Below are 17405 nucleotides of genomic sequence, written 5' to 3'. Positions count from 1 at the left end.
CAGTATGAGCAATGGAATACGTCGTTTAACTATCGAACCGTTAACTAAGCAAGCTTTTGCTGAGTTTGGTGATGTTATCGAGTCTGATAATAGTGATTTCTTCATGATCAACAGTGGATCAACGCGTCGCTACCACAAGCTAGCGACAACGGATGTGCAAGACCAAGGCGGGGAAGCGATCATCAGCATCTTCCAAGCTACGCAGTTGAGCTACCCACTGACTATCAAAATGCTAGAGCGTCATCCACTTGGCTCTCAGGCATTCATTCCATTACTCGGTCAACCCTATTTAATTGTTGTTGCCCCAAAAGGCGGTAACCCATCGTTAGCCAATTGCCGAGCTTTCTTAAGCAACGGCCGTCAAGGAGTGAACTATCACAAAGGGGTGTGGCATCACCCGGTTCTTGCACTTACGGATCAAGACCAGTTCTTGATTGTCGATAGAGGTGGAGAAGGGCATAACTGTGATGAAGTTTATTTTGAGAACAACCTAGTGGCATTGCATTTGGAAGATATGCCAACGGAAGACAACAAGGAAGAGCAACGCTTAGCTAAAGCGTTGTGATACAGGAGTTTATTATGGATCCGCATGTTACAGAGTGGTTGAATTTAGCGATTCGTTGGATTCACATGATTGTTGGTGTCGCGTGGATAGGCGCATCATTTTACTTTGTTTGGTTAGAGAACAACCTTAACCGAGTTAACCCTAAAACAGGCCTTTCAGGCGACTTATGGGCGATTCACGGTGGCGGTATTTACCACCTAGAGAAGTACAAACTCGCGCCACCAGAAATGCCAGAGCACTTACACTGGTTCAAGTGGGAAGCTTACTTCACATGGATCACAGGTGTGTGTCTACTGGGTGTGGTTTACTACCTCAACGCAGAAATCTACCTGATTGCACCGGGCTCTGGCCTTGATTCAACAACGGCAATCGCGATTGGTATTGGTTCTCTTATCGCAGGTTGGTTTATCTATGACCTACTGTGTGATTCGCCGCTAGGCAAAACGCCAGTTTTACTTGGCCTAGTACTTTTTGTTGGCCTAGTTGGTGCAACTTACGGTCTTACGCAAGTGTTTAGTGGCCGTGGTGCTTACATTCACGTGGGGGCCATTATCGGTACCATCATGGTGGGTAACGTATTCCGCGTCATCATGCCTGCGCAGCGCAACTTGGTGAAAGCGATTGAAGAGAAGCGCGAACCGGATCCAGCACTGCCTGCGAAAGGTTTACTGCGCTCTCGTCACAATAACTACATGACACTGCCAGTGCTGTTCATCATGATCAGTAACCACTTCCCAAGCACTTATGGTTCGGAATACAACTGGTTGATCCTTGCTGGCCTAGCAATCTTCAGTATCTTAGTTCGTCACTACTTTAACACACGTCATGGCAGTCAGAAGTTCGCATGGACAGTGCCAGTAGCGGCATTAGGTATGATTACTCTCGCGTTTGTTACCTCACCTTACGCGAAAAAACAGATGACTCCGGTAGTGCAAGCACCAGTGGTACAAGAAGCTCCTGTGAGCACGACGGAATCGACGACTGAAGAGATCGCTTCAAGCAATGCGGCTTCAACAGCGGCTGACTCTCAAGCAGTGCCTGCTGACCTTGCTATGTCAACGGCGAGTGCAGGTGTCAGCTTTGAAACCATCAACAAGGTCATTCAAGAGCGCTGTTCAGTGTGTCACTCTGCAACGCCTAGCCACGCCGCTTTTGCTGCTGCGCCAGCAGGTGTCATGCTTGATACGCCAGAAGAGATCAAAGCTAATGCACCAAGGATCGTTGCTCAAACCGTAACAACTCAGGTGATGCCTCTTGGTAACATGACTCAAATGACCGACGAAGAGAGAGCACTCATCGGAACTTGGGTAGAACAAGGCGCTACGATTCAATAACCGTACTTTCAATAACAGTGCTCAGCATCCTTTACCTAAGAGCATGAGTCTTAGGTGAGGCTTGGGGAGAGTTTGGTCTTACGGGCACGCGCCAAACTCATCCCACCCTGTTTCCCCGGTTCCTATAACCGGGGCTTTTTGTTTTTGGAGAAAAGCAATCGAATCAATACAGTTGAAATATCAAATAGATCATAGAGATATATGATGGTTGTTCGGTATAAGATACTTGATATGAATCTCTACCCATGGCACTTTCTGTCCCTAGTTGACTTTAATTAGGGCAGAAAATGGAAGATATAGTACTCACACTCTTTAGGTTCGTTGGTGCGTTCTTTCGAATGCTTTTCCAGTTCTTCATTATGGACATTATATGCTTCGGCGTGGGATGGGTTGTATCTAAGGTGTTCACTTTAGGGCGTTTTCCTTCGTTTACGCCTGACGAAAAAGAGCGGGATCGAGTGTCCAATATCGGGGCTATTACTCTATTGTTGTTTCTTTTGGCAATTGGTGTATTTAACAGCCTTTAACGTACTAGTGCTAATTTGAATAGTGAGGACGCATGCGATTTTACCCAGCAGAACAATACCAAGCTGCTTGCCGTAAGATGTTTGAACGATATGAGCGTGATATCAAGAAGCTACTCCCAAACGCGAGGGTTGAGCACGTCGGCGCATCATCCATTCCGTTAACTGTATCTAAGGGCGATTTAGATATCTTCGTTGGTATTCAATTTAACGAGCTTGAGGATGCTCTAGAACGACTTACAACACTCGGCTTTAAAGAGAAGTTTGATACGCTAAGAACGCCCGAATTGTGCATGTTGGAATCCATATCTTCTGATGACGTAGCATTGCAAGTAGTCGCCAATGGTTCTGAGTTTGAGTGCTTTCTAAGGTTTCGAGACAGGCTGAGGGCAAGCGCCGATTTAGTCGAAAAATACAATACACTCAAAATGTCTTGTGAAGGTTGGTAACAAGACAAATATCGTGAAAAGAAGTCAGCTTTTATCGAGTATGTGTTGGGGCTAGAGTAGACGCGATATTCTTCATTTTTGGTATCACTATTTAGTGAAAAATGCATTTATACAGCGTGTTAAGTCTCCACCTCTTACTTCCAAGTTTTAGCTTCGTAAGCGTCCTTCCAATTTATCATTACATCTTTATCTTTATCTTTATCTTTATTTTATGCAATGCAACTCACATAAACTGCATTGGATACCTATTGTGATATTTGTTCATGATATGTTTCTTTTGAATTTATAAATAAGCTTTATTTATTGAAATCAAAGTATTTTTTCATACCTATTTCTACGTTTTTTATCAATAATTAAGCTTTAGTTAGCAGAAATCGCACTCCCTACATTAATAATTAACACTACCTTATGAAAGGGCATGTCTGAAGTCATATCAAATACACACACAGTAGTTTTCGAATCTCGATGGTCTTGCTTTTGGGCGCTTTTTATTGATGGCCTCATTTACGCGGCTGCTATGATTCCAGTTGTTTTGTATACCGACTTGTTCGATCGAGCTGCTTCTAACGGAACTATAAATCTACACGAACAAATCATGGTGTTTGTTTATGGCTGGGTGATGTTTCTCTTGTGTCACAGCTACTTACTGCAAAATAAGGGACAAACGATCGGTAAAAATGTAATGGAAATTGCAATTGTTGATATGGATGGCAAACAACTAGGTTTATTCAACATAGTGATCAAACGAATCTTACCGATGAGTATCTTTGTTTATATTCCTGTTGTTGCTCAGTATCTATCGACTCTTAATTACCTGTTTGCTTTACGTAAAGACAGACGCTGTTTGCATGACTTAATTGCAGGTACTCAGGTGGTGAGTGTTGCTGCGCCGAGAAACCTCGACTTCAGCACCATCGAATGAAACACAGCCACCAAAAATTTAATGTTACTTTAAGGATATTATGATCAATCAGCTATTCTCTGCCACTGCAATGTACAGGAACTTACCAAACAATATTTATTATTTAGCTTTGGCTAGAATGATTTTAGGGATGGGTAACTTCATTCTCCCATTTCTTGTCTTACTTTTTACTGACAAGTTGGGGTACTCCGCAACGGTAGCTGGCACCTTAGCAATGACGGGAACGGGAGGATACCTCTTTGGGAGCTTTTTAGGTGGTAGGCTATCGGATAAATTAGGACATAAAAGAATCATGGTTTTTGGCGAGTTTACGTCTGCAGTCTTGTTGATTGTTTGTGGTTTTTTCGCTGATGATCCAGTCATCGTGCCTACGCTGTTGCTGTCAGCCTATTTCTTTGGTGGTTTAGCTCTTCCCGCGAGCAATGCTTTAGTAGCTGATCTTTCCACACCTAAAAATCGTGATGCAGTTATTTCGCTCAGTTATTTAGCATACAACTTTGGTTCAGCCCTTGGTCCTATCATGGCTGGTTACCTGTTTTGGAATCATACCGAGTGGATATTCTTTGGTAACGGGTTGGCTGCTCTTTGCTGTGTTGTTATTGTTGCTGCTTTTGTGAGCGTGCAACCGGGAATAGAATCGGCCAACGATAGCGAGCTTGAACAGCCGGTCTCAGGCTCTGTTTGGTTCGTTCTACGATCAAGGCCAAGGCTTTTAGTATTCACTTTTCTATGCGGATTACTATGGTACTCATTGAATCAAATGACAATGGCTAGCCCACTGTACTTGAGCCATGTGTTCGGAGAGCAAGGCCCTGTTATTTTTGGGCAACTAATGACTTACGCTTGTGTTTTAGTGGTGCTGATCACACCCATTTTAATGAGGCTAACCTCAAAAAAAATTGAGACGGTTAGCCTTGCTTATGCTGGTTTGATGTTTGCATTCGGTTACATACTGGTGATGTTGTATCCAACCATTCCTGTTCACTTCTTTGCTTGGCTATTTCTTTCTGCAGGCGAGGTCCTCCTTTTAACAAAAGAAGGGGTATACCTAGCAAACAACTCACCGGCGAGCCATCGTGGACGTATTCAAGGAGTGTTGATTACATTAAGAATGCTTTTTGTTATGCCGAGCTTTGTTGTCATTGGCTATTTTATTGATGATTATGGTTACACCTTTACTTGGCTGAGTGTGGTTTTAATTTCGCTTGCTAGTGCGGCTGGTTTCTACTTTATGTCAGCTAAAGCGCAACGATCTCCTGCATTAGCTATTGACTAGTCTTTTTATCAGTTAGCAAACATTATCTAATACTTTACGGAGGTTGATTATGGTTAACATAAGGAAAGCGGCTCGTTCTGATGCTAAGGATATTTTTGATATTCGAAGCCGCGCAATTCTTGATCAGTGTCCCGCTTATTACTCAGAAGAACAGCTTTCATTATGGACGCAGGGCGAGATGTCTGAGACATTTATTGCTGACGTGGAAGCAACATTTTACGTTTCTGAAGTGGATGATCGAGTGATTGGTAGCGGTAAGATCAACACTCAAACGGGTGTGGTCGATGCCATTTTCGTAGACCCAGGCTTTTTCGGTAAAGGTGCAGCTAAAATGATGCTGCAATTCTTAGAGGGGTTAGCGAATCAACATAACTTGCCTCTAATAAAACTAGAATCAACCCTGAATGCATCAGCGTTTTATCGTTCGTGTGGTTTTATTGGTGAAGAGCTTTCCACTTATCATTCTCCTAGAGGTATTAGTCTCGACTGTATCCCGATGGAGAAGCATTTAATTAAAAGCTAAAGCTTGATTCCTCAAAGAATCTGCTCATGCCTGATATGTTCAAATAAACAGCACTAACTCCAATTCTAGGTGCTGTTTTTACTTTTCCCTTACATTCTTTTCTCATATCGCTTTTAGTATCAAATCACTCCTTGTTTAACAGCAAGTAACTCATTATGAAGAACTTCTTCGATAGCGAGCTCATGCTCTCTAGCTCTTTAAATTTCGTTTTGCTATCACTGGGGCTAACGCTCCTTTTACACCTTCCTATTTGGTGTGGGTTCAACTTGAGCCGACGAAAATGGAAACGGATGGACTATCTGTGGCCGCTACTGGCAGGTATTGGGATGCTCGGTGCCGTGTCTGAAATTCGTGCTAAAGTCGCAGGCGACTGGGTCGAGACAGAACAAACCAGAGCGGTGGCGATTTTAGAGTCTGTACAGCAGTTTTCTTTGGATAAGTTAAGAAGTGATGTTTGCAATGGACAAGCATCATTAGACAACCATGGGCAGCACCATGAAGCGTGTTTGTGGTATTTGAATACTGCGATGACGTTTAAAGATGTGGATTTCACTCTGTTGCCAAATGCGGCTGATTTTACGGTCCCTGCACCTAGCGTACCGTTAGTGGAAAGCGATGCAGTCTGGGTGAGTGGGATGCTGATCCAGTATGAAAAACAGAAAAACCAGTATATTAAGACCAGAGAGGCACAGGTGAAGCAGCCATTAGAAAGTCTTTTTTGGTACGTGAGCCCTTATTTAGTTTGCTTTGCGATAGCTCTGCGCCTTACTAAGGTGACGGCAGAACTTAAATTAGATAGATCTAGCTAGTTTATGCAAGGTACAGCGCCCAAAAAACGAGGGTCTGATCACCCTCGTTAATATGTTTCCTACGGAAGTAATACCGTTGTTTAAGGTGTCATTTTAATCAGAATTTGGAGTATATGCTTAAAACCCAAATTCCTAATGATCACTGATACATACAAGTCCATTGCTTGTTCCAATTTTATTTTTCATTCTATACCTATTGCTTTTCATTTTATTCTCATCGAAGGTAAGCTGCCAAATATAGTATGAACGTGGGCCATCTGATGATAAAAACTGTTGGTAATCTAGTGTATCCAAGAGCTCATTTTTGCTCAGATAGTTCCATAACTCTTGATACTCTTCTTTTGTTGCTAAATGTTTATTCGGTAATCTACACTTATTTCGGATGTCCCAACCATTATCATTTTGATTTAATAGTTCACTATCTAACACTGTAAATTTTTTATTGTTAATATCATAACTTTTGGATTGAGAAAAATCATGGCGAGACAACTTAATTGTTGAAAATATATCTGAATTTACATCAGATACTCGAACGAAAACCGGACAGTTAGGGATTTTTTTGTACAATAAAGAAATGTTACCTTCAGAATTAACAATGGTTTTTTCCCAATCACAGGACGTAATGACTTGGAAATCGACTTCACTAATTTCTATTTTATCACTCAGGAAGTTTAAGTTAATTTTACTATTTCCTTCAATATCTGAAGTGCCCTCTTTTTGAAAATCCAATAAAATTGTTGGAGAACGATAAGGAAGGATTGTTTGACGTTCCTCTTCAGTGGTGAGTTGTGGAATGATTTGTTCTGCAAAATAGTCTGCAAATCCATATGTCATGCCACTCGAGTGGTTAAAGCCATGAGCGTGGCCAATTTCATGTAGCCAAGTTCTATAAAAGCGAGTTGAGTAAGCCTGAGAGGGAGTCAGTATCGAATGCCAAGTGGAAGCCCACCCACCAGTGTTTGTTAAGAACTGATTTAGCTTCACGCCTCTTCCTCCACCAACCCCTTCGGATCGATATTTATTACGCATAACTTTTAGAGCCAGATTGTGATCTTGTCCCCCCAATGCCAGTAAGTTTCTAATACCATAGGGTAACTGGGCATCTGCATAATTCCCGCACTTTGAAGGCTTACTAGCGCAACGATTTTCCATGTACTCTGTCAGTAATTCAGAATATTGCTTTCTATTGCTCAAGCTATGGGTCAGGGCAATCATATTTTGAATGGTAATTTTTTGCTCTGAGTCTGGGAAGCTATAGCATGTATTTTGCTTGTCTTGAGGACTTTGACAGGCTTCTGAGTCATAGGGTCCGAGGGTGACCTTCGGAAGAAAGATGTTACTTTGATATACAAAATCGAGCTTATCGGCTTCGAGCCCATTTATCGATACAATTGCAGAACTAAAAGCAGATACTTCCTCATTCGATGAAATCAGCTTTAGACCATCTAAAGTGTCAACTTTTACGGGAAAAAAGGAGGTTGGGATTGGTGTATTATTCGTGATCTCCCATGTCAACTCGCCTTTCTTTTTTATCGTTATGTCATTAAATTTGAAGCTATCTACGTTATTTCTTGTTTTTATTGACTCGGTTAAAGCTGTGTAAGATGTGATTGAATTGGTATTTATGAATTCTTTGTTACTATAAAACTTGGATGATTGGAATTCACTCGTGAAAGCTGAAGGAACATAAAAAATTAGAGCTGTTGATAATAGTGCTATTTTTCTCATAAACAATTATCTCTTTCGGTTATGGTTAAACAAAGTATTTAAAAATCATTATTACCATACTGATTAAATATGTTTATTTCTGTTAACTTCATTTCAAAGTTTCTGCTTCATTCTGATACAACTAAAACTGAGTATTTTGATGTTAATTTAAATTATTCTTCCGATGTGTTTTACTAACTTTAAAGTTAATATATTCATTAAGATTGAAGTATGTTTTGAATTCCTATCAGAGAGTCAAAGTAAGCTATCAAGCTATCAAGCTATCAAGCTATCAAGCTATCAAGCTATCAAGCTATTTAGACTTTTAAATTGTTCATTGATGGGGAAACTGAGTGTAATATGTCTTCAGCTCTTCGATAAAGGCTTTAACTTTTTTCGGCGTGTTGGTACGTTCACGATATAGCGCATAGACATTCCGTTTGGATAGTTGGTAGTCGTTCAGTACTTCAATCAATTGACCTCTTTTCAGTTCTTTTTCTGCTAATTCTCTGGGTAGCATAGCTACGCCGAAATGTTGCTTCAGTGCGCTTTTTACGGCTTGCACGCTGTTCACTGAAAGCGATGGCACAATCTGTAAGGTCTGCTCTTGCCCTTCTTTCGTAAATTGCCATACCTTGTGATTCATCAAATTTGGGTCTTCTATAATCCGATGAGAGTGCAAATCCATTGGTTGTCGAATTGGAGCGTTGGTTCGCAAATAGTCTGGAGATGCACAAATTACATTGTGATGTTCGGTGATTTTTTGGGCCACGAGATCCAAATCTTGTTTAACTAATTGACCTGAGCGAATTGCCACATCATAACCTTGCGCTGAAATGTCACTTAGATTATCACTCAGAAGTAAATTTACACTCAACTCTGGGTATTGAGTAGTAAAGTTGCATACGAAGGGCATCATCGTAATTTCAGTTAAGCCGTTCGGGGCAAGCACATTTAAAGTTCCTGACATTTCATGACTTGCAAGTCTTACAGCATCATTTAACGACTCTAGTTGAAAAATCAGTGTATGCGCCTCTTGATAATATTGTCTCCCGGCATCGGTGAGAGAGAGTGTTTTTGTTGATCGATTCATCAATCGAGTTTTGAGATAGGTTTCGAGGTCGCGCACATTCCGACTGACAAGAGATTTAGACACTCCTAGTTTCTTGGACGCACTGGTAAAGCTGCCTTCTTCTACTGTACTGATAAATGATTTCATTAACGTAATTAAATTCATAATTGTGGCTACTGTTTACTATTTGTTGACAGACTATCGCTCTTTTTTGACCTATTCAAGCTTCATTTATTCATTAATAATTCAGTAAATTCAAAAGCAAAATGTGAGGTACGAAAATGGCAAGTAAACAAGTTCAAACTGTAAGAGATTATTTTAAGTTTTGTGTTGACGGTAAGGAAACAAATCGAGTTGGAGAATTCTTTGCTGAAGATGCACTTATCCATAGGCCTGATTGTGGCAAAACCTTAAAAGGTTTGGTGCAATTTGAAGCTAAATTGAAGTCTTGTGTTACTGAACGTTATGAGAGTGTAGAAACAAGCTTTCAACGTATTGTTGAAGGAGGCGATCAAGTTGTTGTCGCACTTACCCACAAAGCAAAGAATGCCAATACTTGGATGGGTTTTGACGTAACGGGCAAAGATTTAACGTGGACAAGTCTTACCTATTTTCGTTTCAATAATGAAGGCAAGGTTATCGAAGAAATTGTAGAGAGAAACGAGTTAAGCATGGCAACTCAGTTGGGGCTGCAGGTAACTCAGTGAAGGTTGATCGAAGAACCATAGTATAACCCTAACTATTGCCTCAAAGACAATGAACAGAAGGCTTAGCTCTTGTTTAATTGACTCTTAATACCGAACCAATCATTGGTGCACAGTAGGAGTAACGTTGAAAATGGGATTATTAGTGAGACAACGAAGCTTAAACCATCTTAACTAAATACCCAGTGGCAATTTTCTTACGTATTGTCCAGTTACACACTGGAAGGAGCTGCTTAACGATAAGTAGAACAATCACCAGTTGGAGGTGGTTACAGTGACTATTTTTCCTCGATAGCGATTTTTCGCTATCGAGGCAATTTCAACCTTATTATTAAAAATTGAGGTCTGAATTTAGATCTCGATCAGGTAGTTTTGTCCTTCATTTTGTAAACGATCAATCAATTTATGACAGTGGTCTAAATCAAGGTCTTGCTTGAAGCGTCGCTTGAGGTTCATTAAAAAGAAGATGTCCTCACACATCGCTTTTTCTGGTTCATCGCTGATCTTCGCTACTGGAGAGCCATTACATGTTACCATTTTGATTACGATCGAAAGTGGTGAATAGGCTTTACCATTATCATTAGAGTAATTACCCATATCGTTTGCTAAAAAGGTCCCGATACCAAAGTTAACTTGAACTCGTTGTTGAAAGTGTTCGCAAATATCTAATGCTTGCTCAAAGTTTAGTCCATCAGTGAAAACTAATGTTTTACTCATTGGATCGATGCCATGTGATTGATAATGTTTAATTACTTTCTCGCCCCATTCAAAAGGGCAGCCACTATCATGTCTTACACCAGAATAGGCATGGCTTAAACTTTCGTCAAAGTCTGCTAAGAAAGCATCAATACCAATGGTGTCCGTCAAAGCAATGCCTAAAGCTCCATCAAACATACTATGCCAACGTTGTAGAGCGACTTTTTGTGAGTCTTGGATATTCGTAAGTGCTTGATGTCCCATGAACCATTCATGTGCAACGGTTCCGATGGGAGTTAGGCCTAGTTTATGAGCAAGATGATAATTACTGGTTCCCGTTAAGCACTCAGGTAATGTCGAGTTAATATAATCCAACATCAACTTTTGCGTTTTATATGAAAAACGTCGACGAGTAGACATATCAGAAAATTTAAAGTTAGTAATATTACGTCGCTTCAATTCTGCTTTGAGGAAATGTATTTTTTCATGAAGCACTGCAAGAAAGTGATCAGATGGAATTTCTGCCCAGAGTGTTCGGCTTCGAACCTCAGAAACTATACTCATTATGAGAGTCTCATAGAGAATAACTTCCTGCCATAAACCCCCGATAGTAATGTGTAGCTGATTTTTACCATTCGAGTTGCATTTAATGTTAAAAGACACATTTCGTTTAGGTGTAAAGCAAAATGCTTTGAGAGACTCAGTAAACTCTGTTGGTAAATATGGTGCAACATTTTTAACGTATTGAAGCTGCTCAGAGGTGAATTTAATCTTCTGAAGTTGATTCACTTGTTTTTCTACTTCAGGCAGCAAAGCGGAAAGATCTTCGTCGCTTCGAACAATGAACTTATAAGTCACTTCAATATCTGGGTAATATGATGCTACGGCTGCCATCATATTTACTTTATACACGTCAAGATCTAGCGCACTTTGGATGATACGAGAAGAGAATAAATTATCGCGCATTTGGAACCCTATTGACTCAAGCTTGTTCCAGGATTATGAAGAATTAGCATATTACGACACTAAAAAGTTATTGATACCGAAAAAGTTGAGTTTATAACTGTTTGTTACTTACTGGTTGTATAAACAATAAATACCTCAAGTTTGTTTGTCAACTTTTGTTAACAGCTCTTTTCAAGGTTCACTTGTTTAATGTTTCATGAGCTTCTTATAAAGAACCGATGACGTTATGAATATCAACGATATATTTGGTTGACCTTTGATTGGATCGCTCTAATCATAGCAAATCATTGAAGTTTGTATCACATTGTTATTTACCTGTTGATTGAGTCGCGCTTATAAGCTAAATTGCCCACAAATCATATTTAAGGACTTACTATGATTGTTTGTGTCGATATTATTCCGTTTCGATTGTCCGGGTGCATTCAAAAAAAACTTGAGGTGCTATTGTTAAAGCGCTCTAACCCTAGTCGACCTAGCTATGGTATGTGGGCACTGCCCGGAGGCGTCGTTTTTGATAAAGACATGACAGACCAAGGAGGCCAGCCAGCGGATGATAGTTTTGAAGCCGCACGTCGTCGTATCTGTCGAGAAAAAATTCATACTTACCCCCGTCACTTTAGTGAGGCTTTCTTCGACAGTGACGCAAAACGAGCCCCAGAAGAGTGGAATTTAAATATCACTTACTATGCTTTATTGGATAGAAATAACGTAGAGCAAATCAATGAGAGTGGTATAGAAGAATGTCAACTAAAATGGTGTTCGTTAGAGTCTCTTCTCAATGGAGATGAAGCTCTTGCTTTTGATCATAAGGGAATGATTGAAATTGCCAAGAAAAAGCTCAGAGCATCCATCGAATATACCTCTGTTTTATTATTTGCTTTAGATAAAGAATTTTTGGTCGCTGATGTTATCGCTGCTTATAGAGAGTTTGGTGTTCCTATCAGCCGAATGACCATTAAACGTCGTTTGATTGACTCAGGTGTAATAGTACCAACCAATAAGATTGCCTCAACGAACAAGGGAAAAGGAGGTAAACCAGCTATGGTTTATAAACTCGCAGATGATGACGTAACTTTCTTTCAAAACTGTTTACGTGGTTGAGTAGTATTTCGTTACTAAACGAGACTGAACCCAAGGTATCGAAAATTTTTATAAAAACTCTACTGCTTTAATAATCAAGCAGTTAAAGGTAGGAATTTTATGACCATTCAAGTTAATTATCAAAACACAGCAGTTATTGATGTTGACCCTCAACAAGGGTTCACCGAACTGTGCCCAAATGAACTTCCAGTAAAAGACGCATTGGCAATTGTTCCCGAATTGATACAGAACCATACCAAAGGTCGTTTCAAGCTTGTCAGTCGTGACCTGCATCCACCTAAAGCGTCTTGGGATGCTGAAACACCAGCGAATATGCTAGATCCTGTTGGTTTGCCAAATGTTGATGTTAAATGGAACCGGCATTGTGTGGTCGGCACTCCGGGAGCCGAGTTACTCGATGGGTTACCTCAAGTTTTAGAGTATGATTTTCAAGTTAATAAAGGCATGGACCCTAATGCTCACCCTTATGGTGTGTTTTTTCATGATATTGCAGATACCATCACAACAGGAGCTAATGAATTTCTTAAATTCAACCGAATCGACACTCTCATTATTGGTGGACTGGCGCTCGATTTTTGTGTAAGAAAATCGGTCTCTCAGGCTCTTACCTTAGGCTTTAATGTTATTGTTAATCTCGCATCAACCCGAGCGGTTTTACCTGAGAAAAGCACCGAAGTGATCGCTGATTTAGAAAAACAAGGTGCTATTTTTGTCGCAACAGCTGACGAAATTGTTAGTGATCTGATACTTTAGTTTTAGTTAGTTTATTGATTCAGTATTTAGTACTCAATATAAATACTGACTTAACAATGCTTGACTGGCTGTATTGTTCTTATGGTTGGCGATTCGCCTTCAGTAGTCGAGCATATCGTTGCGGTTAATCCAAACATTCTATGCAGTTTTTGATCGAAATCTGTTACTTTTTGGGTAGATTCAGATAGTCAATGCACCTATAGAGAAAATAATAAAGCTTCTTAAGTATATCCTTATTACATTTATTCTAGCTATGATAAAAATGTTATTATAAGTGTTGAAAATTATGCGCCCCGAGTTGAAATTTAAAAATTGTTTTTTTTATTCATTGTTTTTATAGTTATTAAAATAATAATCTCTAGCCATTAACTAATCATACTTAAGGTCAGTGTATGCTGGAGAAAATTAAGTTTATATTACTATTATTACCTTTGCTGTTTTCTAACTCAGTGCTAAGTTCAACTTTATTTATAAAGAACAGTTTGGATTTTACTGGAGAAAGTACCAGCGAAGAAATGAAAGCTTTCTATTCCATTAATAAAGGTGCTTGGATTGATATTGAACAGCTTGATATGGATGACTCGAGTTCCTTGTCTAATCTCATTAGTTACACTGATGGTGATAGGTTAAGAATCAAAGTTATCACACCAACTAAGCGATTCGTTAGTCAAGGTATGTCTATACCTTACTTCCGTAACTCTCAACCTCATATGTTTGAAATTAAAGGTACGACATTGCCGGAAGAAGTGCATATTCAAATAGATGGTGTATTAGGACGAGGAACGATCAAGCGTGCTTTTACTACCGATTCTGGCTGGCAATATCGTGTCACGACCTGTGGCGGTGCAGGTATTGTGATTGCCTGTGCTGTTGGTGATTATGGTGAGCTAGTGATGCGCTTCGCTGGTATTACAACAATCCCTGTTTTCTCTGGTTCATCTTATATTGATGAGCGATTCTTCGATAAGCTTGAGAAGGGGAAACAGATCGAATTACTCGATAATAAGGGGCATTACTTCAGCGGCTTGTTTTACCATGAGGTGAAAATTTGGGACAGAGAAGCTGGGGAGATTTTTGACCTTAAAGCTGGTGGGTTAGGTCTGGGAATGGGTGAAGCCGTCTCAATTAAATTCACGCGTTGGTAATTATAAGTAACGGAAAGAATAATGAAAAAAGTAATTTTATCACTTAGTGTGTTGTTATTTTCTGGCGTGTTAGGGACAGCCGTTCAAGCGCAAGAAATAGAAACATCTCATGAGTTGTCACCAATGCACAAGGCTGTTATGGGGCCTTGGAATCTTTTTCGTATCAATGGTGAGCAGCCGACACACCAAGCATCAATACAAATAGCACGAGATAACATTTACGGCCGTACGGGGTGTAACCATTTTGTCACCCAAGTAACGACATTTGAGCAGGGCTATTTGGCATTCACCCCAATTGCCAGCACGAGAATGGGCTGTAGTGGAACTCAAGCGATTCAAGAGAATTTGATTTTTGATACACTCGAAGAGAGCGTTACTGTGGCCTACGACGATGCAGGTAAACAGTTGACGATTATCGGACATGACAATACGTTGGTCTTCGAACCATCAAGCTAGCTTGGAATTGATTGGATGTTAAAAAGAGCCTCGATGAGGCTCTTTTCGTTATAGGTTATGAGTTGTCGGTTAAACCAAAGCTAGCATTAGCACTTCGTGATTTACGTTGCTGAGTTAGTGGTAATTCACTACCAATGAAGCATTCATATCTTACTCCATGGTCAGATCGGTATCGCCATTGACAAGATACACATTGTTGGTGGTCAGTTTTGAGGAAATTACGCCTTCTACCCAGGCTGGGTGTTGAACCGTTTCTACTTTGTCGCTTTAAGGGTAAGAGATGTTGACAATTTGGTTCGCTGGTGGTGGCAGATGTATACACGCTCCAGCAGTAGGAACTGACAAGAGTTCGGTAGCGAGGAACCTTCTTACCATTAAAGTCGTGAGTTAGTGTTTCTGATGCTCGCTGTGGATTCTCTGTATATTCTGAATGCAGCTTTAGTCGTTAATCGGCGTGTAGCCCTTCTGATTTTAATTTTTGCTGCGCTAAGTATGTTGAATACAAGATGTCTCATCAAATGGCTACTTTGCTTTTAAGAATCTTTACTTACAGTCAGTTAATTAAAATTGTATCTAACCCCAAGTTGTAGTTGAGGCCCGTAAATCCCGTTGTTCTTAGAAGATATCGAGAACGCGGCTTTATCCGTTGCATGAAATCTCGCGCCAAACGTAAAGATCGAATGCTCTCCATTTGCACCGACCATGACATTTGCCTCTACTCGTTGGGTAATCCAGGCTCGAAGCCCTGCGTTGAATTCAATAAAGGCTTTGTTTTTCCCTTGAGCGTAAGAGCCTTTGTTGTAGTGGAGAAATAATTGAGTATTGAGATCGATGGCTTGGTTGATAGGACCGTAAACTTGAGGGCCAATATAGACGTCATAGTTGTCTTCATCGAGATCGGCATTTGAGCTTACTCCACCTAGAAGCGCCAGGCTGTCATTGATATCTCGCCCCCCTTCCAAACTAATACCATTTGGCTTTGTTTGAATCCCAAGCTCTACAAAATCTGTAGTGAAATTTGCAGCAGACAATACTTGGTGAGAGAAGGTACATAGCAGTAGAGGTATTAAATTTTTAATTTTCATATGACTTATAAAAGGTAATGCCAGCGGGGCGAAAATCGGATGGTATTTTATTAACTAGGTAACTTGAGGAAGATGAAGTTCGAGGAGAACAAAGTCAAAATAAATAAAATATTTTGTTGTTCATTTTTGTGTTTTTGTTCAGGAAGGGGGGGAGGGAAAGAGTGATATCAAACTTATTTTGTATTGAGTTTCTATTTTGTGCGTTTATTAAACATCAACAATGATATTTATTCTTATGGTGGGAACTTTATGTTTTTATCTTGTGTGCCTGTCGTACAGCGGACTCGCAGTAATTTTTAGGACATCGACAGGGCAAAAGACAGCAATATCGGCAGCGTTACCACACTTAAGAAGTTACCGAACAACACCATAGAGGCGACTTTAGATGGCTCTACGTTGAACCTTTCTGCAAACAGGTAATTCATCACAGCAGGTGGCAGCATGGTGAACAACACCATCATCTGCAAGTGTAGAGTAGGTAGAGGAATGGAGTAGTAGATAATCGTAAATGCGATCGCTCCAGTGAACAGAGATTGCGCGGTACATAACAAGCCGACTTTCAGACCGCTCAGCCTCAAGTTGACCATTTGTGATCCCAGTGACAAAAGCATGATAGGAACAGCAGCTTGTCCAAGCAGCGATGTGGCTTCGTAGATAGGATTCCAGACTGCAATGCCGGACAAATTCAGTGTCATTGCTAATAAAGCAGCCAAGAATATCGGCATCTTGAAGATCTGTTTGATCGGGTTACCTTCGCTTAATAACGCCAAGCCGACACTGATATGAACACACGCCGACACCACAAACAGCAGTACCGCTGGGGCTAATGCACTTTCGCCAAAGGTATACGTGAATAGGGGGATCGCAAGGTTGCCGCTATTACGAAACATGTGTGGCGGAGCCCAAGCTTTGAAGTTGAGCTTAAAGATCTTACAGATTGGAATCATCAGCAGTGCAGGCACTAATACCGCAACCAAATAGGCAGAAATCAGCGGCAGTTGTTCGGTGTCGAGTGGCATGGTGGTCAGCGATGCAAACACCAAAGCAGGGATACAAACATCCATGTTGATGCGATTGATTGGCTTGAAATCGGGCTTAAGCCAACGACCAACTGCAAAGCCAGCACTGGCGAGTGCAAAAACGGGAAACAGAATGCTAACGACCTGTTCGAACATAGAATTCCTTTCTAAGCGTGTGTTGTTTTAAACGGACAATATTTGGTCGACCATCGTCTAACGTACCAACATAACTTGGCTGCGTCATGGGTGTTGAGCACAGCACGAATAATAATTTGTATTTCTTTGAATGAAGCACAAAA

General features: G+C 40.5%; 19 protein-coding genes. 13 read left to right on the top strand and 6 right to left on the bottom strand.

Going from position 1 to position 17405, the window contains the following annotated elements; all coding sequences use genetic code 11:
* The first annotated feature begins 4 nt into the window (after window positions 1-4).
* The 8 genes from A3712_RS00650 to A3712_RS00615 all read left to right on the top strand — a co-directional run bounded on the left by A3712_RS00650 (window position 5) and on the right by A3712_RS00615 (window position 6402).
* On the top strand, window positions 5-565 hold the full coding sequence (locus tag A3712_RS00650) for an ureidoglycolate lyase (protein ID WP_063521834.1): 561 nt from the start codon (window positions 5-7) through the stop codon (window positions 563-565).
* Between the two features lie 14 nt (window positions 566-579).
* On the top strand, window positions 580-1899 hold the full coding sequence (locus A3712_RS00645; RefSeq protein ID WP_063521833.1) for a urate hydroxylase PuuD: 1320 nt from the start codon (window positions 580-582) through the stop codon (window positions 1897-1899).
* 287 nt (window positions 1900-2186) lie between these two features.
* Window positions 2187-2426 carry a hypothetical protein gene (locus A3712_RS28685; RefSeq protein ID WP_063521832.1) on the top strand — a complete coding sequence of 80 codons (240 nt, stop codon included), beginning with the start codon at window positions 2187-2189 and terminating at the stop codon, window positions 2424-2426.
* Between the two features lie 32 nt (window positions 2427-2458).
* On the top strand, window positions 2459-2872 hold the full coding sequence (locus tag A3712_RS00635; protein WP_063521831.1) for a GrpB family protein: 414 nt from the start codon (window positions 2459-2461) through the stop codon (window positions 2870-2872).
* A 418-nt stretch (window positions 2873-3290) separates the two neighbouring features.
* Window positions 3291-3794 (top strand): RDD family protein, encoded by a 504-nt coding sequence (locus A3712_RS00630; protein WP_063521830.1) that lies wholly within the window; start codon window positions 3291-3293, stop codon window positions 3792-3794.
* 40 nt (window positions 3795-3834) lie between these two features.
* Window positions 3835-5070, top strand: a complete 1236-nt coding sequence (locus A3712_RS00625) for an MFS transporter (RefSeq protein ID WP_157618695.1) — start codon at window positions 3835-3837, stop codon at window positions 5068-5070.
* A 49-nt stretch (window positions 5071-5119) separates the two neighbouring features.
* The gene (locus A3712_RS00620) at window positions 5120-5593 is read left to right on the top strand and encodes a GNAT family N-acetyltransferase (protein ID WP_063521829.1); all 474 of its coding nucleotides are present in this window, start codon (window positions 5120-5122) and stop codon (window positions 5591-5593) included.
* 155 nt (window positions 5594-5748) lie between these two features.
* The gene (locus A3712_RS00615) at window positions 5749-6402 is read left to right on the top strand and encodes a hypothetical protein (RefSeq protein WP_082856145.1); all 654 of its coding nucleotides are present in this window, start codon (window positions 5749-5751) and stop codon (window positions 6400-6402) included.
* A 132-nt stretch (window positions 6403-6534) separates the two neighbouring features.
* Here A3712_RS00615 and A3712_RS00610 read toward each other — a convergent pair whose 3' ends face one another.
* Together A3712_RS00610 and A3712_RS00605 are read right to left on the bottom strand one after the other, a co-directional pair.
* Complete coding sequence (locus tag A3712_RS00610) at window positions 6535-8130, bottom strand: hypothetical protein (RefSeq protein ID WP_063521827.1); 1596 nt, start codon at window positions 8128-8130, stop codon at window positions 6535-6537.
* 313 nt (window positions 8131-8443) lie between these two features.
* Window positions 8444-9346 (bottom strand): LysR family transcriptional regulator, encoded by a 903-nt coding sequence (locus tag A3712_RS00605; protein WP_063521826.1) that lies wholly within the window; start codon window positions 9344-9346, stop codon window positions 8444-8446.
* 116 nt (window positions 9347-9462) lie between these two features.
* On the opposite strand from A3712_RS00605, the gene A3712_RS00600 reads away from it, so the two are divergent.
* Window positions 9463-9888: an ester cyclase gene (locus tag A3712_RS00600; RefSeq protein ID WP_063521825.1), complete on the top strand. Its 426-nt coding sequence runs from the start codon at window positions 9463-9465 to the stop codon at window positions 9886-9888.
* A 348-nt stretch (window positions 9889-10236) separates the two neighbouring features.
* Here A3712_RS00600 and pncB read toward each other — a convergent pair whose 3' ends face one another.
* Window positions 10237-11547 carry a nicotinate phosphoribosyltransferase gene (gene pncB, locus A3712_RS00595; protein WP_063521824.1) on the bottom strand — a complete coding sequence of 437 codons (1311 nt, stop codon included), beginning with the start codon at window positions 11545-11547 and terminating at the stop codon, window positions 10237-10239.
* A 375-nt stretch (window positions 11548-11922) separates the two neighbouring features.
* Between pncB and A3712_RS00590 the strand changes: the two genes are divergently transcribed.
* The 4 genes from A3712_RS00590 (at window position 11923) to A3712_RS00575 (ending at window position 15002) form a co-directional block, all read left to right on the top strand.
* Entirely contained in the window at window positions 11923-12648 is a 726-nt protein-coding gene (locus A3712_RS00590) for an NUDIX domain-containing protein (RefSeq protein WP_063521823.1), read from the top strand.
* Window positions 12649-12747: 99 nt separating this feature from the next.
* Window positions 12748-13401 (top strand): isochorismatase family protein, encoded by a 654-nt coding sequence (locus tag A3712_RS00585; protein WP_063521822.1) that lies wholly within the window; start codon window positions 12748-12750, stop codon window positions 13399-13401.
* A gap of 392 nt (window positions 13402-13793) precedes the next feature.
* A complete protein-coding gene (locus A3712_RS00580) occupies window positions 13794-14546 on the top strand; it encodes a hypothetical protein (protein WP_063521821.1) in 753 nt (250 codons plus the stop codon).
* Window positions 14547-14567: 21 nt separating this feature from the next.
* Window positions 14568-15002 (top strand): META domain-containing protein, encoded by a 435-nt coding sequence (locus A3712_RS00575; RefSeq protein ID WP_063521820.1) that lies wholly within the window; start codon window positions 14568-14570, stop codon window positions 15000-15002.
* 267 nt (window positions 15003-15269) lie between these two features.
* Here the strand turns inward: A3712_RS00575 and A3712_RS28110 are convergent, their stop codons facing one another.
* The 3 genes from A3712_RS28110 to A3712_RS00565 all read right to left on the bottom strand — a co-directional run bounded on the left by A3712_RS28110 (window position 15270) and on the right by A3712_RS00565 (window position 17262).
* Window positions 15270-15377, bottom strand: coding sequence for a DUF3299 domain-containing protein (locus tag A3712_RS28110; RefSeq protein WP_231891746.1), 108 nt, complete (start codon window positions 15375-15377; stop codon window positions 15270-15272).
* A 182-nt stretch (window positions 15378-15559) separates the two neighbouring features.
* Window positions 15560-16087, bottom strand: coding sequence for a hypothetical protein (locus A3712_RS00570; RefSeq protein WP_063521819.1), 528 nt, complete (start codon window positions 16085-16087; stop codon window positions 15560-15562).
* Window positions 16088-16383: 296 nt separating this feature from the next.
* Window positions 16384-17262, bottom strand: a complete 879-nt coding sequence (locus A3712_RS00565; protein WP_063521818.1) for an AEC family transporter — start codon at window positions 17260-17262, stop codon at window positions 16384-16386.
* Between the last annotated feature and the right edge of the window lie 143 nt (window positions 17263-17405).

This window comes from Vibrio sp. HI00D65 (assembly GCF_001635455.1).
GTDB lineage: Bacteria > Pseudomonadota > Gammaproteobacteria > Enterobacterales > Vibrionaceae > Vibrio.
The sequence above is the reverse complement of the archived record's forward strand: the minus strand, read 5'-3'. Positions and strand labels throughout refer to the sequence as shown.

Excerpts from the sequence above, each read along its gene's own strand:
- A3712_RS00565 (WP_063521818.1), bottom strand. The coding sequence starts at position 17,262 with ATGTTCGAACAGGTCGTTAGCATTCTGTTTCCCGTTTTTGCACTCGCC.
- A3712_RS00610 (WP_063521827.1), bottom strand. The coding sequence starts at position 8,130 with ATGAGAAAAATAGCACTATTATCAACAGCTCTAATTTTTTATGTTCCT.
- A3712_RS00575 (WP_063521820.1), top strand. The coding sequence starts at position 14,568 with ATGAAAAAAGTAATTTTATCACTTAGTGTGTTGTTATTTTCTGGCGTG.
- A3712_RS28685 (WP_063521832.1), top strand. The coding sequence starts at position 2,187 with ATGGAAGATATAGTACTCACACTCTTTAGGTTCGTTGGTGCGTTCTTT.
- A3712_RS00605 (WP_063521826.1), bottom strand. The coding sequence starts at position 9,346 with ATGAATTTAATTACGTTAATGAAATCATTTATCAGTACAGTAGAAGAA.
- A3712_RS00570 (WP_063521819.1), bottom strand. The coding sequence starts at position 16,087 with ATGAAAATTAAAAATTTAATACCTCTACTGCTATGTACCTTCTCTCAC.
- A3712_RS00580 (WP_063521821.1), top strand. The coding sequence starts at position 13,794 with ATGCTGGAGAAAATTAAGTTTATATTACTATTATTACCTTTGCTGTTT.
- A3712_RS00625 (WP_157618695.1), top strand. The coding sequence starts at position 3,835 with ATGATCAATCAGCTATTCTCTGCCACTGCAATGTACAGGAACTTACCA.
- A3712_RS00650 (WP_063521834.1), top strand. The coding sequence starts at position 5 with ATGAGCAATGGAATACGTCGTTTAACTATCGAACCGTTAACTAAGCAA.
- A3712_RS00645 (WP_063521833.1), top strand. The coding sequence starts at position 580 with ATGGATCCGCATGTTACAGAGTGGTTGAATTTAGCGATTCGTTGGATT.
- A3712_RS00585 (WP_063521822.1), top strand. The coding sequence starts at position 12,748 with ATGACCATTCAAGTTAATTATCAAAACACAGCAGTTATTGATGTTGAC.
- A3712_RS00630 (WP_063521830.1), top strand. The coding sequence starts at position 3,291 with ATGTCTGAAGTCATATCAAATACACACACAGTAGTTTTCGAATCTCGA.
- pncB (WP_063521824.1), bottom strand. The coding sequence starts at position 11,547 with ATGCGCGATAATTTATTCTCTTCTCGTATCATCCAAAGTGCGCTAGAT.
- A3712_RS00615 (WP_082856145.1), top strand. The coding sequence starts at position 5,749 with ATGAAGAACTTCTTCGATAGCGAGCTCATGCTCTCTAGCTCTTTAAAT.
- A3712_RS28110 (WP_231891746.1), bottom strand. The coding sequence starts at position 15,377 with ATGGTAAGAAGGTTCCTCGCTACCGAACTCTTGTCAGTTCCTACTGCT.
- A3712_RS00600 (WP_063521825.1), top strand. The coding sequence starts at position 9,463 with ATGGCAAGTAAACAAGTTCAAACTGTAAGAGATTATTTTAAGTTTTGT.
- A3712_RS00635 (WP_063521831.1), top strand. The coding sequence starts at position 2,459 with ATGCGATTTTACCCAGCAGAACAATACCAAGCTGCTTGCCGTAAGATG.
- A3712_RS00620 (WP_063521829.1), top strand. The coding sequence starts at position 5,120 with ATGGTTAACATAAGGAAAGCGGCTCGTTCTGATGCTAAGGATATTTTT.
- A3712_RS00590 (WP_063521823.1), top strand. The coding sequence starts at position 11,923 with ATGATTGTTTGTGTCGATATTATTCCGTTTCGATTGTCCGGGTGCATT.